The sequence below is a fragment of the Paenibacillus sp. sgz302115 genome, assembly GCF_056120445.1.
In genome coordinates this window covers 329,565-344,451 of record NZ_JBVYOK010000001.1, presented here as the reverse complement: position 1 = coordinate 344,451, position 14,887 = coordinate 329,565, and the positions used below count along the sequence as shown (strand labels likewise).

Annotated in this window: 9 protein-coding genes; 1 reads left to right on the top strand and 8 read right to left on the bottom strand. The window is 52.8% G+C overall.

The window, feature by feature from the left end; all coding sequences use genetic code 11:
- Positions 1-139 precede the first annotated feature (139 nt).
- Positions 140-1,219, bottom strand: a complete 1,080-nt coding sequence (locus AC0LWN_RS01535; protein ID WP_474662884.1) for a YeiH family protein — start codon at positions 1,217-1,219, stop codon at positions 140-142.
- Between the two features lie 197 nt (positions 1,220-1,416).
- On the opposite strand from AC0LWN_RS01535, the gene AC0LWN_RS01530 reads away from it, so the two are divergent.
- Positions 1,417-2,304, top strand: coding sequence for a LysR family transcriptional regulator (locus tag AC0LWN_RS01530; RefSeq protein ID WP_474662883.1), 888 nt, complete (start codon positions 1,417-1,419; stop codon positions 2,302-2,304).
- A gap of 479 nt (positions 2,305-2,783) precedes the next feature.
- Here the strand turns inward: AC0LWN_RS01530 and AC0LWN_RS01525 are convergent, their stop codons facing one another.
- The 7 genes from AC0LWN_RS01525 to AC0LWN_RS01495 all read right to left on the bottom strand — a co-directional run bounded on the left by AC0LWN_RS01525 (position 2,784) and on the right by AC0LWN_RS01495 (position 14,862).
- Positions 2,784-4,592 carry a glycoside hydrolase family 36 protein gene (locus AC0LWN_RS01525; RefSeq protein WP_474662882.1) on the bottom strand — a complete coding sequence of 603 codons (1,809 nt, stop codon included), beginning with the start codon at positions 4,590-4,592 and terminating at the stop codon, positions 2,784-2,786.
- Positions 4,593-4,643: 51 nt separating this feature from the next.
- The gene (locus tag AC0LWN_RS01520) at positions 4,644-6,368 is read right to left on the bottom strand and encodes a sensor histidine kinase (RefSeq protein WP_474662881.1); all 1,725 of its coding nucleotides are present in this window, start codon (positions 6,366-6,368) and stop codon (positions 4,644-4,646) included.
- Position 6,369: 1 nt separating this feature from the next.
- On the bottom strand, positions 6,370-7,935 hold the full coding sequence (locus tag AC0LWN_RS01515; protein WP_474662879.1) for a response regulator: 1,566 nt from the start codon (positions 7,933-7,935) through the stop codon (positions 6,370-6,372).
- 122 nt (positions 7,936-8,057) lie between these two features.
- A complete protein-coding gene (locus AC0LWN_RS01510) occupies positions 8,058-9,659 on the bottom strand; it encodes an extracellular solute-binding protein (protein ID WP_474663550.1) in 1,602 nt (533 codons plus the stop codon).
- A gap of 135 nt (positions 9,660-9,794) precedes the next feature.
- Positions 9,795-10,700 carry a carbohydrate ABC transporter permease gene (locus tag AC0LWN_RS01505; RefSeq protein ID WP_474662878.1) on the bottom strand — a complete coding sequence of 302 codons (906 nt, stop codon included), beginning with the start codon at positions 10,698-10,700 and terminating at the stop codon, positions 9,795-9,797.
- 49 nt (positions 10,701-10,749) lie between these two features.
- Complete coding sequence (locus AC0LWN_RS01500) at positions 10,750-11,613, bottom strand: ABC transporter permease (RefSeq protein ID WP_458965474.1); 864 nt, start codon at positions 11,611-11,613, stop codon at positions 10,750-10,752.
- Between the two features lie 246 nt (positions 11,614-11,859).
- Entirely contained in the window at positions 11,860-14,862 is a 3,003-nt protein-coding gene (locus AC0LWN_RS01495) for a glycosyl hydrolase (protein ID WP_474662876.1), read from the bottom strand.
- Positions 14,863-14,887 lie beyond the last annotated feature (25 nt).

The following is a 14,887-nucleotide window of genomic DNA, read 5'->3' as shown; positions in this document are numbered from 1 at the left end:
CACAGGATAGAGGGAACGATAAAGATTGCCAAGAACGGAATCTGCAAAAATACAGTCTTCTCTTCAACCCATTCACTTATTTTAGCTGAACTATCTGTAGAAAAAGTAACGGGAATTCTGAATTTATTCTGAAGAAATACTATGCCAATCCCAATACATGCACCAGCGTAAATCCCAGCAAGGACAGCAGCACTGAGCCGATGAGCCCGGCAAGAAATGGCTTTTTACCCATTCTGCCAAAGGTCTTCATATCCACGCCAAGCCCCATTCCCGCCATTGCCATGCCCAGTAATAAATAAGCTAGTACGATCATATCCGCAGTGATGCCCGCCGGGAGGATGCCCAATGTGTTAATGCCGCTCATCAAAAGAAACCCCAAAATGAACCACGGAACCGGAAGCTTGCTCCACTCGATCCGTTTTCCGTCCTTCCTGCCGCTTGCTTCCACTGCCTCCTCTGCACTTCGGCGCTCCTGTCTGCGCTCCCGGTATCTTTCCCAGCTTCCTAATAGAATCGCTACGGGAACAAGCAGGGCCACGCGGGTCAGCTTGACAATCACTGCCAAATCAGCAGCATCTTTTCCGGCTGGCGCAGCAGCAGCGATCACGTGAGCCACTTCATGAAGTGTACCTCCCGCAAAGATACCGTAGCCAGACGGGCTAAGACCCGTAATCGGATAAATCACTGTATAGATCAGTGTGAAAATCGTCCCTAGAATCGCCACCGTCGCTGCACCCACAGCCGTTTCATTGTCCGTTGCCTTAATTTGCGGAGCAATCGCCGCAACCGCCGCCGCACCGCAAATTGCTGTTCCGCAGGCGGTCAGCAGGCTGATCCTTCTGTCTATCTTCAGCCATTTCGTCAATCCATAGACAGTGAACAAGGTGAAAATAATATTGATTGCGGCAATGGCCAATACTTTAGGCCCCGCCGCAGCTATGTCATAAAGGTTCAGCCGCATCCCGAGCAGAATGATACCCGCCCGCAGCAAGCTTTTACCTGAAAATTGGATCCCTGCCATCGCCTTCTGCGGCACAGCAACGACTGCTCTCACCGCCATACCCAGCAGAATCGCCAGCACCAACTGTCCCATAATGCTTAAGAACGGCAGCAAGGCTAAAAATTTGGCCGCAACAGCAATCACCAGAGTAATTGCGATTCCCTGGATAAACCCTCCATGTCTAAATGTACTGTGATACAGCTTGTGTGCGTGATTCATTCACTTCACCCTCCATCCGCCGCACGTGGCGGCTAACTCTCTATAGCTTCACTATAAGAGCGCCAGACGGGGAAGTGAAATACGGGTTTACTATTTGTATCATTACAAATACTTATGATTAACCGGCTAACGTGTGTTACATTAGGTAATATATTATAGAATATGCCTGAAAACTCGAAGAAAAATGAGGTATTGTTATGATTGTCGATGCATTGAGGGTGTTTGTAACGGTGGTAGAGCAAAGCCATTTCTCCAAAGCCGGTGAGCTGCTGAACCTGTCACAGCCCGGGGTAAGTCTGCATATCCGCAATTTGGAAAATGAACTGGGAACGAAGCTGCTGCACCGCTCCCCCAAACAGGTGCGCATGACAGAAGCCGGAACAATTCTCTATAGACATGCCAAGCAGATTCTTTCCCATTATGAAGAGGCTGACAGAGAGATCAGGCTACTGCAGCACGAAGTCACGGGAAACCTCCACATCGGGGCCAGCTTCACCATCGGAGAGTACATTCTGCCTGCCAGACTTGCTGAATTTGCCAAGCAATATCCGCAAGTCAATCTTCAGGTAACGATTGGAAATACCGAGGAAATCATTGCGTCTGTAAGAGCGAATGTACTGGATGTTGGCTTTATTGAAGGGGAGACCGAAGATGCGGATCTGACGATCATTCCCTATATGAAGGACGAAATGATCGTTATCGCTCCCGCCGGGCATCCCCTTGCGAACAACATCATGGTCGAGAACCGTATGCTGCAGGATCAGATATGGGTGCTGCGGGAGCATGGCTCAGGCACCCGTGCCTTTAGTGATCATTTTTTGGAGGCGTCGGGTATTTCCGTCAAACGGACCTATGTGTTCAACAGCAGTCAAGGTGTTAAGGAAGCGGTCTCTGCCGGTCTGGGACTGGGTATGGTGTCGAGATGGATTGTGCGCAAGGAACTGGCCGGCGGTGAACTCAGCGAACTACGGCTATGGCGGAGACTGCTTGAACGGGAATTTCTGATCATCCGGCACAAGGACAATCCGGCAGGTATGGCGGTTAGTGTGTTCGTTCAGAAGCTGCTTGATCTGCAGAAGACGTAGGCGTATAGAATGTATGGTCTATGGGCGGAAATCCAAGCCTTAACTGCATTTCGTACAACTAAAAGTGAGGATTTTGCCGGAAAATCCATTTTAATTGCACTCTGTACAATTAGATAGGCGGTATCCACCCAAAAGTACGCGTCTGCTATTTTTTAACTGTACAGAATACAACTATCACCCAAAAAATTGAATAAAACATCTTTTTAACTGCAATGGATACAACTATATAAGCTATAGATTTTTATATTGGGTCTGGTCGTAACTACGGGGAATGTTTGGACTTCCGGCCGCTGTTGTCTGCAGATTTCTTGATTATTACCGCTCTTCGCGGTGGAAATCCGCAGACAAAGGCGGTCGCTACCGCTCCTCCAGTTCCAAACTTCCCCTCCGTCACTTCTGCCCTTTTTATATTTTCTCTAGCTTATATAGCTGTTCTGCAGCAGCAAATTTGTTCTCTATCACCCGCACACTCCAAGACTCTAAACTTGTGACTCGCGTACCCCACTCCCCCGCACAGGTCGAATCGTAATTACACCTGCCGGGGGCACATTGAGGGCGTATACTCCACTTTTCCACGCCACAGTATACTCCGCAACTAGAGCTCCCTGGCAATCGCAGACGCGCAGTTCCAGCTCTCCCGGATCACGGTCGAGCTCGAGCACAAGGCGGGTAAGCAGCGTACCGTTCACTACAAGCACCAGCTCGGGCAAATCTCCGGCTAATGGAACTACAGTATCCTCATAAGCTGCTATGACCCATTTCTGCTGTGTGCGGGAGATGATCAGAGGATACAGCAGCTCAGGGTGATGGGGCTCGAGCCGGCCGTCCAGCAGTACATCACGGTGCTCGCGCCAGAAGGACAACCAGAAGGATAGCATTGCAAAATGCGCCTGCGGCAGCGCTCCCAACCGGACAGATATCTGCGGGACGGAGAACAGCACGTTAATGAACTGCAGGGCGGCGTTTGGTGCAGTCTCCCCGGGATTCCACATCAGCATGTCGGAATGGGCCGCAGTTGCACCGCAGATCAGCCGGATATCCATCGTCTTGATCCGGTTCTGCAGGGCATCGTTCGGGCAATCGCCGGCCCGGAACATATTGCCGTATTTGCGCATCAGCGGGCCGGTGTAATTCTGGCGGAATTCGATCAGAACATCCGGCTTCAGCCGCCGCAGACGGGAGATGATTCCGCTCAGAAGCAAATCCACCGCTTCCGGCACGGAATCTGTGTCCCGCCCGCCCCCATTCAGAGCAGATGAACCCTTTGGTACATAAAAGCTGTCTACGAAATCAAGCTTAAAGCCATCCAGCTCCCAGTCCAGTAAAGCCCGCTCATAAATGGCCGTCAAATACTCCCGCACCTCGGGGAACCGCGGATCTATAACCCCTGCGCCAAAATCTCCGCTATAATACAGCAATTTATCTTCAAAGCGCTGCCAGGCTTCGCTATGCTTACCGATGAACGGAACGGCGTACCACAGCAAGTATTTCATCCCAAGCCCGTGGACCCTGGCAATATGAGCCTTCATATCCGGTATCTTATCAGGGCTGTTTCTCCAGTCCCCGCAATACGCATAACCCCTGGCCTCATCCGAGGTCTGCCAGCCATCATCCACAATCACTGCCTTGCAGCCCAGCTCCGCTGCTAATCTGCATTCAGCCTCCACCGCTTCCGGCTCAAGCTGCTGATGAAAGCTGTACCAGGTCGAATACATCGGCTCTCTAGCTGGTTCCGGGACCGGGGACGGCTCACAGCCTGCAAGCCCCGCCCACCATTCACTCGTCCCTTCCAGCGCTTCATAGTAAGGAATACTGCGGGCATCCAGCCGCAAAGTAGCTGTATAATGCGCCACTGGAGGGCTTGGCTCGGCAAAAAACATCACCGAGCAATGAAAGCTGGCCGTTTCCTCGTTAAGGCCCGCATGCAGCTCCAGCGGCTGCAGAACATCCGAGCAGGCAAAGGTCAGCACATTGTTGCCAAGGTTCCCGTATAGGCTTACAACCGGAGCGGCGGAAGTGGCTCTGGAGGAGAGCCCTTGCCACCAATCGGGAATCAGCCCACGGCTGCGCTCCACTGCCGGGTGCCACAGGCCCTGGACATCCACCGCCTCATAGCTCCAACTCAGTGAAAGCTTCGGGGGAACTGCCGGAACCGGCGCTTGGAGATCAAGGCGCACATAGTGAACACCGTTTTCCCCATTGTTATCATCCAGAGAAAGTGAAGCTTCAAAGCTGCCTGTATGACCTTCCAATCTGATTTCACAGCAACCGGTAATTAAGGTCTTCAATAGAGTCTTCGGCTCCTTTACAGCGGATGCCCTGCCTTTGATTTCAGGCTGCTACATCCGACAGGGAATAGTGATCTGTATGCAGGTACCTATACCGGAACGGCTGGCAATCGTGACCCCATAGCCATCGCCGCCATGCAGCTTGATCCGGGAATCGACGTTGCGGATGCCGTATCCGATTCGGGGGCCCTCCGGGGCAAGAATCTGCCGGATGGTGTCCGCGTTCATGCCTACGCCGTTATCAATGATTTTGAACACAATCTCAGTCTCCCGCCTCTCCACCACAAGCCGGATGCCCAGCGTAGCCCCGAACCAGGCATGCTCCAGCGCATTTTCAATCATCGGCTGCAAAATCAGTTTGACCGTCGTATACTCCAGCACCCCGGGGTCAATATCATAATAAACCGTCAACCGGTCGCTGTATTTGATGCACTGAATGGCAATGTAGGCTTTGGCATGTTCGATTTCTTTGCCGACGGTTGTTAAGATTTCCCCACGGTTCAAAGAAAGGCGGTAAAATTTGGCCAGCTCCTGCACAAGAATGCGCAGCTTCTGGGTATCTCCGAATTGGGCCAGGCGGTTGATGGAGGAGAGGGTATTGTAGAGGAAATGGGGATTGATCTGCGCTTGCAGCGATTCCAGCTCCGCTTCTTTTTTCTGGAGATCGGCGACATAGTTTTTATGAATCAATTCTTCCATATTGCTGCCCATCCGGTTAAAGGCGGTGGCGATTTGCGCCAGCTCATCATTGCCTTTGAAGCGGATTCTCTGGTGAAAGTCCCCGTCGTGAAAAGCATTCAGCGAGTCCACAATTTTTTGAATCCGCCGCGAGAAATAACCGGACACTCCAATTCCCAGGCAAGCAAGTACGAAGGCACTGGCCAGACTGACGAGCAGGGTCATCCGGCGCACCTCATTTGCGCTCTCGTCAAACAGGCTGTTCGGGATATAGGCCTGCAGCTGCCAGCCGAGTCCGTGCAGCGGCTCACTTAGCAGCAGCCGGCCCGCAGCGAGCTTCCCCGTATCGGTATCTCCCGCTTCTCCATCCGGCGATGATGCCATAACAACTCTCCCGCGCTGGTCGAGCACTACGAGCGTGCTGTACTCCCCGATTTTGCGGTAATCCACGGAATCCAGCAGATCACGAATCTGCACAGTCACCCGGACGAGTCCGATCTCCTGCCCCCGCTGAACATCATCGAGCTTCTGCAGCAGCGAAATATTTCCATCCTCCGTATCCTGCAATATCTGCTGCCATCGGCCGAGACCCTGCATGGCTCCCGTAATTTCCAGCATACGGTACCAGTCGGCCTCTTGAATCCGCTGCAGATGATAGATTTCATACCGTTTGGTCGAGAGCAGCGGATTCTGCTCCTCTTCCTTGTAGAAAATTTCCGGAAAACTATCATTCTTGAGATACAGCGAAAGACCAATATTGCTGGCCGTATAATTGAGCAGATTTTCCAGCGTGGGCATCAGTGTTTTCGTCATCGTCTCATAGCTGTACCATCCTTGATCATAGCGCCGCAATGCATTTTGCAGACTATAGTTGTAATACAGCATATTCGAAATCCGTTCGATATCATCGGTGCGGTAACGGATATTGTCGCGCATTTGCCGCAGCGTGCCTTGAATATTCTCCCTTGTTTTCTCTTTGAGAGAGCTTACGGAATGCGCATAGGCGAACAGTCCTACCGTCAGTACAGCGACCAGCAGACACAGCACGTAGGGCAGAATCAGCTTGTATCCGAAAGGAATGTTCAGTATGCGCCGCATCTTACAGATGTCTCCTGTAGTCGCCCGGGCTGACACCGTAATACTCCTTGAACTGCTTGCTGAAATGGGAAAGGTTCTTGTATCCCACACGGTTGGCGGCCTCATAGACCTTCAGCTTAGGATCGCCAAGCAATTGCTTGACCCGCTCCAGCCGCCTTAGGCTGACATAGTCCGAGAAATAAACCCCGGTCTCCTCATAGAAGATCTGTCCCAGATGATTGGGTGAAAAAGAAAAATGATTGGCCGCATCCCGCAGCATGACATTGTGCTCCAGACGCTCCTCGATGTACTTCTCAATCTCAGCGACAAGCTTGCGTTTCTTGCCCTGCCGCTTGCGCTGAAGCCGCTCTGACAGCTCGAACATCCGGCGGCGGAGCCAGGATTTCATGTCCTCAATCGTCTCCAGATGATATAGAATGCTCAGGTGCTTCTTTTCCAGACCCAGCAGCTCATAGAAATCCTCATTAATCGTATGCAGATAAGCGTCCAGCTTGGAGACAATATGCAGAAACAACTGATAAATCTCAAGCTTGGTTTCCATATTTCCGACCCATACGAACAGCTCTTCATTACAGTCGTCCACATCCACCAGCCTGTAAGAGGACATCGCCGCAAATAAAGATTGGAGTATGCTGTCCAGATCCTTGGCTTTGGCCGAGATCGGCCCTCTGGCGTCGGAGTGGAGAATAAGCTTGCCTTTGCCCAGGAACAGCTTCAGTCCGAGCGCATGCTTCGCCTTCTGAAAAGAGTCCGGCAGCTCCCTGAGACTCGTCACAGCAGGCCCGACCCCGATTGTCACCGTGAGCGGCATTCCGCTAACCGCCAGCTCAATCAGTCTACGCAGCCGTCCGCTGTCCACGTTCTCCTCCAGAATTAGCGCATAATGGAACCGCTCCGTTCTGCAGGCCTGAATCCGTTCCTCGGCGCAAAAAAGCTCGACCGCTCTCTCCAGCCGGTTCTCCATTTCCGCCTTGGCTCCATCTCCGTAGCCATTCAGCTTCCAGGACAAATCATCGGGCTCCAGCAGCGCTGTGTACAGCCGGGTTGTCCTCCAGGTAATGCCGATCCGCTTAAGCAGCGGCAGCACCCTTTCTTCATCCGGCATCCCGTCCAGAAGCTGCAGGAACAGCTCTCTTTTGACAAGCGGCTCCGATTCCGAGAAGCAGCGCTGCAAATGCGAGTGCTCTCCTTCCCGGTCCAGGGTCTCCCGCACCTCTTCAAGCGTCCGGCGCATATCCTCATCGTCCATCGGCTTCAGAACATAACCGGAGGCGTTCATGGAAATCGCCTGCTTGGCATACTGGAAATCCTCATAGCCGCTCACAAAAACAATCTTCAGCTTCGGGCTTAGCTCCAGAGCTCTGCGGGCAAGCTCCATCCCTGACATAATCGGCATTCTGATATCCGTGACAATAATATCCACGTCCTGGGATTCCAGCACCTCCAGCGCTTCAAAGCCGCTGCTCGCGGCTGCGCACACCTCCATGCCGAGACCGTCCCAATCCATGAAGCGCTGCAGACCCTCCAGATCCAGCAGCTCATCGTCCACCAGCAGCACCTTGTACATCCTATCCCATCCTTCGAACTCAGACTTCAGCCGCTCGAATTCATTCACCGAAATTACATTTTATAGTAAAATGGGGGTACACTTGGCTACAGTATACCCCACACATAGACCCCGCTCTAGCTTTATTTCATCTTGCTGAGGTTGTTTTGCCATTTTTCTGTCTGGAATTTGAGCAGCTTCTCATAACCTGCGCGTTTCGCATCCTCATTGGCTTTATTTAAGAGGCTGCTGACCTCTTCATCACTTTTTGCATACAGTGCTTTGGCAAAGACCTCCTGGTAAATATCATTCACTGCGGTCGCAATAGTTCCCTCTTCGGAGTCAGGCAGCGGGTCCAGATTCACGAACTCCGTAAAGTTTTTGGAGGTCTTCCAGGTTACCTTTTGCTGGGCCAGTGTCGTCCAATTTTGTTTGTCTGGCGGCAGCTGCGCATCCATCTTGGCTTTGGTATGGTCAATGAAGGTAGTGTTGCCAACCCAGTTAAAGCGGCCGATTCTTTCTTTGTCCTTGTCACCCTGCGGAGTGTTCAGTCCTTGTTCATTCAGGATCGGCACGCCGTCAGCATCGGTCTTATCCCAGTACAGCCCCTGGCGTCCGAAATTCAGTATGCGCTGGCCCTCATCGCTAGTCACCCAGTCCAGATAGGAGAAAATAGCTTCCGGGTCCTTCGCATTTTTCGTGATTACAAGCACATTCCAGCCCAGCGAATTGTAATTGTTCGGGGTAATCTTGCTGGCATCCAGTCCGGCCTTATGAATCGGCCAGATGATATCGTAGCCGGCTTCGGGATCGGCTGTGCGCAGCGCACTGTCAGCCCCCCGGCCCGGATTCACTACATCTCCGTCCACGTAGACGGCCACCCGGCCTGTTTTGAGCTTCTCGGTGATCTGGTCGCCGGTCTGCGTGAACAGGTCCTGGGTAATCAGCTTCTCGCGGAACAGCAGGCTTGCGAACTGCATGTTCTCGATGAATACCTGGTCCTCAAAAATGGATTGCAGCGTATTGCCCACTGGATTTGCTTTGGGCAGATAAGGCTTATTCTCGGCAAAGCCGCCGTACATCGTATCAATTCCCCGGCCCTTAGCCCCTACTTCAAGCGGAACCACGTCGCTGTATTTCCCCTTCACCAGCTTCAGATAGGCGTAGAGATCATCGAAGGTTTCCAGCTTCGGCGACCCCAGCTCCTTGTAAATCTTCCGGTTAATAATCCAGCCGCCATTACCGTTCGGGCTTGACGTGTACCAGTTCGGGAACTGGTACAGCTTGCCGTCCTCGGAGCGGAGCATGTTCAGCGTTGCTTCTCCGGCATTTTTTTTCAAATTGGGGTACCGGTCCAGATAATCATCCAGCGGAACCAGCAGGCCGGGCTGACGCAGGCGCTCCACATTGGCTCCCCGGTCCATCATAATGAGATCCGGCAGACTGCCCGAAGCAATCATCGTGCTGAATTTGGTCTCCGCAGCGCCACTGGATTGAACAGGCGTCATTGTAACCTTCAGCGTGTCTGCGATCCAGCGGGTCGTGGAATCTCTGCCCCACTCTTCCGTGGTGTCCCAATCGTAATTGCTATAATAAGTGAAGGCGACCGGCTTCACAGTGCTTCCTATAGCTGGTGATGCGGCATCTGCAGTTGCACTTGCAGCAGCAGTCTCCGTAGCGGCAGGTTCCTTGGTAGGTTCCGCGGTTGGAGAAGCAGCATTATTTCCTCCTCCGCAACCGGCCATCAGAAGCACCGTGCACAACACAACCGTCAGCAGCCAAAAACGCTTAGTAGACTTCAAATGAGTAACCCCTCTCTAATGTTCACTTGGTGCGGCCTGCTTTCAGGCCTGGATAAACCTCTTGCTTCAGGGCTCCTCCTACTCCTTGAGCGAACCAATCAGCACACCTTTTACGAAATACTTCTGCAGAAACGGATAGACCATAATAATAGGCAGTGTTGCTACCATTGTAGTTGCCATAATCAGCGATTTGCTCGTCACCGACTGCACCAGCGCCAGCCGGTCCTGAGCCGCTGCATTGCTCCCTATCGCCTGCTGCAATTGATCCGTTACGATATTGGAGTTGAGAATCTGCTTGAGCAGGGTCTGGATGGGAATCAGATCGGGGTTGTTAATATAAATGCTGGCTGAGAACCAATCATTCCAATGGCCGACAGCCGTAAACAGTGACAAGGTAGCCACGACAGGCCCGGAGATCGGTAAAATGATGCGAAGCAGCACCCCAATGTGGTTGCAGCCGTCAATCCGCGCCGATTCAACCAGACCTGCCGGCAGCCCCAGAAAGAAAGTCCGGAAGATGATCATGTTATACACACTGATTATTCCGGGAATGACAAGCACCCAAAACGTATCCAGCATGCCAAGCTCGCGCAGCAGCAGAAAGCTTGGAATCAGTCCGCCGCTGAAATACATCGTAATGATGCAGAACACCATGTAAAATTTGCGTCCCATCAGCTCTTGCCGGGATAAGCCATATGCCAGAATAGCCGTAAACATCACCGACAGCGTAGTCCCCACAATGGTGCGCAGAATTGAGATCAAGAAGGCGTGACCGATCCGGCTGTCCCGGAACACCACCTCGTAATTATCCAGCGTTAGACTACGCGGCCAGAATGTGATCCCCCCAAGCGCTGTGTCTGAGCCTACATTGAAGGAAATTACCAGGGAATTCCAAAAGGGGTACAGGGTGATGAAGCCCAGCAGCAGCAGCAATATATAGATAAATGCGTGCAGTATTTTGTCTCCCGAAGACAGCCTCAACATAACCTGTTCCCCGCTTTCCCTGTCACAATTAGAATTGCTGACCGTTTGCTTACCATAGGCTTGAGCCCATTTTTCTCGCTGCCTTGTTAGCCAGAGCTAACAGGCCGATACTGACAACTGCCTTGAATAATCCCGCCGCTGCTGCGTAGGAGAACCGGTTGTTCAGAATCCCCATCCGGTAGACATAGGTGTCGATGACATCGGACACATCCCGCAGAATCGGATTTGTTGCCAGGATGAGAATATCCTCAAAGCCGGCATTCAGAATGTTGCCCACGGCCAGAATCAGGAAGATGATAATGACCGGCCGGATGCAGGGCAGCGTGATTAGCTGAATCTGCTTGAAGCGCCCTGCTCCGTCAATGGAAGCGGCTTCATAGAGATGCGGATCAATTCCGGCAATGGCTGCCAGATAGACAATGGCCGCGAACCCCATCTCCTTCCAGATGCCCGTTCCAACAAGGATGCCCCAGAAGTATTCCGGCACCGACAGGAAGCTGATCGGCTCAGTAGTGAGATGCAGGCTCATAAGCAGCATGTTAACGCTTCCATTATCAGTCGAAAGCATGGAGCCTACGAATCCGCCCACGATCACCCACGAGAGAAAATGCGGTAAATAGCTGACCGTCTGGATGATCCTTTTGAACAGCATATGCCGCACCTCATTCAGCATCAGCGCCAGCAGAATCGGAGCCGGAAAACCAATGCACAGCTTCAGCAGGCTGATGACAATCGTATTGCGCATGACCGTCCAGAAGTCCGGCGAATTGAAGAACGCCTCAAAGTGCTTCAGCCCGACCCAGGGACTGTGCAAAAAACCGCCAAACAACTGATAATCCTGAAACGCCATCAGCACCCCGTACATCGGCAGGTAGCTAAATACAAAGATGAACAGCAGCGCCGGTACAACCATTAGCTGAATATCCCATTGCCTGATCCACCTGGACCACCTATTATCCTGATTTCCTTTCGTTTTAGTGATGAGCTTTCGTTGGATTTCCACGTCTGTCATCCTTCCTGTTTCTTTGCTTTACATCTTCATCTTATGCAGGTTCAGAAAGGCTCACCAGTACCGTGGTCAACGAAAAATGTGGTTTAGCAATGATGCGTGAAATGCGGCCGTATAGCCGGTATAACGGACCCAGAAGCGATAACCGGTCTACTCTCCGGCAACCGGAAGCTTGATGGCCTTCACATCGTCGATATACAACGTTCCACTGCCTTGGGTTCCGCTGCCCTGCGCCACATAGAAGGCGAATTCCTTAATGGAGCCCAGATCAATGACTCCGTTGCCGCCAGTAGACCAGCCGGGGCGGGCAAAACTGGTGAAGGGAATGGTCACAAGCTTTGGCGTTGTCCCTTCAATCTTGATGCTGGCTTCCCACACCTCGCCGTTCGTCTCATGAAATTGAACCGCCAGCTGCCGGCTCGAGCCATCCGGCTGCAGCCAGAACGATATGGCCTCCATGCCCGGCCATTCCTTGCCCATGCTGCGGTAGACTCCGGCATAACCGGGATTGCCGACAGTATAATCCAGCTTCAGCCCGTAAGTGCCGCTGTTCAGATGATACGTGTCCAAAGTTACCGTCGCGGCATTGCCGGAGACATTGCGCTGCCATTTGGAGCGCAGGCTTCCATTCGAACCGCCGTAAGTCTCAAATTCGTCAATGATATAGCTGTCCACGGGCGGTGGAATGAAGGGGCCGTTGCCTGTCGCGCCGTTATTAAGCGCACTCGGATCGCTGTATAGCGCCTGAATGCTGCTGATTGAGTTTTTGTCGGTCAAATACTCTGCCCACGTCATGAAGTATACATAACGCGGCTGTTTCTCCCGCAGCATCTGCATATCCGGCAGTTCGCCATTCTCCCCAATGGCTATGGGCCGGCCGCCGCTGAGCTGCACAAGCTTGTTATAATACGTGTCGCGGTAATCGTTGTTGTAGATATCCATAGCCAGCACATCCACATACTCATGGCCGGGATAATAAGGGGCCGAGTCGTACGCCCAGGAGCTTTCTGCATTCGGATTCCATACCCAGATCAGATTATCCAGCCCATGCAGATTGGTCAAGTGGTCATACATATTGCGCCACAGTTGCTTGAACAGCTCCGGCCGCGCACCCCACCAAAAGAATTCAGCATTCATCTCATGATAAGGCCGCCACAATACCGGAATTCCTTCATCCTTAAGCTGCTCCAGATATCCGGCAACCTCGTCCACCTGGGCAGCCCACTGGTTGTACAGTGCTGTGCCCGGGGTCACGATATCCGTCATCTGCGCTTCCGTCACATCTCCCGTGACACTCTCCCAGCCGGAGGTATTCGGGTCCATAGGCCGGGTCTCGTGATACGTCAGCGTCACCATCGTACCTGCATGGCCCTTCGCTATCACTTCATCAATCATGGATTGCCGCATTGCGCTCATATCTCCGCCTATATAATAGGCGAAATCCGAGCCCCATAATGCCGGATAATATCCGGTCAGCTCTGCTGCCTTGTCATACCACTGCGTAGGATGTTCGTAATAATTATGCTGTCCCGTATAGACGGCATTCCCCACCGTGGCATACAGACGGTCCAGCAGAGCTGCCGCTTCTGGAGACGCATTGGGATTGACCGGGGACATGGTCCCGGTTGTTACCTGAAGCGAGCTTGCTGCCGAGATCGCAGTCCCTTCACTGACGGCCTGTACCGCTATATCATATAGGCTTTCAGGCGACAAGCCCTCCAGCTTATAGGCATATTGCGGCTGGCCGGGAACATACGGAACCGTTAAGCTGCTCCATTCGGCGGCAGAGGCTTTTTTGTACAGCAGCTTATACGCTTTTACGCCAAAAGGTCCTGTCGAAGCGGCCCATTTGAGCTGCGCGGACACACCATCCACACCGCTAACAGCAAATCCCGCAGGCGCACTCGGTGAAAGATCTGCGGGCAGCTCAGGCATTTCACCTATAAATAGCTGATCCATGAACATATCTCCGCCGCTCGAATTACCCGCATGGAGCTGCAGGTATACCGCGTCAGTTGCCGTCTGAATCTGCTGTTCCGAACGCGACCATGCCGCTGTCCGGTTTGTATAGAGCGGGTATGAAGCTGTAGAGGCTTCCCGATAAACGTCGAGTGTTACCGTGAAGGTCCCCGGTGAACTGGTATTGAATCTGCTCCAATACGAGACGAGATAGGAGGTATCGCCTTGAGCGGGAATCTCGGCTGTCTTGATCGCAGAGTGGTTCTGCAGTTGCACAGCATATTGCCCCGAATACGGATCATATGTTGTGGTCTGCACCGTCCCCGCGCCCTGCAATGGAGCCACCATACCGGTCTCGAAATCCCCGTTCACAACCTGATTCGGCCCCGGGGTAGCTTCCAGCCCCATGACTGCATCAGAGGTGTTGCCGGCCACATCCTTGGCCCGCAGCATAATGGCGTACACAGAGAACGGATCAAGATTGTTCAAAGTATAGGTGTACTCTGTAACGCCAGCCTGCTGAGGAATTGCTACTGTGCTCCAATCCGGGGCATCCGCCCTTTTGTAGGACAACTGGTAGGATTCGACACCCATATCATCCGTGGAGCCTGCCCAGACCAGCTTCAGCGCGTCCGGTTCATGCACGGCCTGCCAATTGCCGGGGATGCTTGGGCGCTCAATATCTACATTCTCCCGGATCACAGCATCATCAATGTAATAATCCTTGCTGGTGCTGTTCCAGAAGGAGAGCCGGACATACTGCACACCGGGACCCGGCGTGTACAGCAGCTGCCGGTACTCCCAGGTGGTAGAACCCGAGAAGTGAAGCTGCTCCTTCGTCTGTGTGGGGCCAAAAGCATCCATATCTATGACAGCATTCGTGACTCCTGTTCCGGCAAATTTGACCCACAATCCGACACGATACGTTTTACCTTCTTGTACTGCTACTGAAGCTGATGCGCCTCCTGTATTCCGTTTGACCTGGAGGCTTTTTGCTCCCCCATGCTTCTCGGTGGTGGTGACCACCGGACTGCCCCACTTCTCCCAACCCGTATCCCCGGCTTCAAAACCGGGATTGCTGAGCAGATTCTCGCCAGCCGCCCTGGACACGGCTGGCGGCACAACAAGCGATGCGATCAACAGTACTGCAGCGAGCCAACCCTGGAACCATTGCTTGCCTGTTCGTGGAACCATTTTAATCAGGCCTCCATTGGGATTT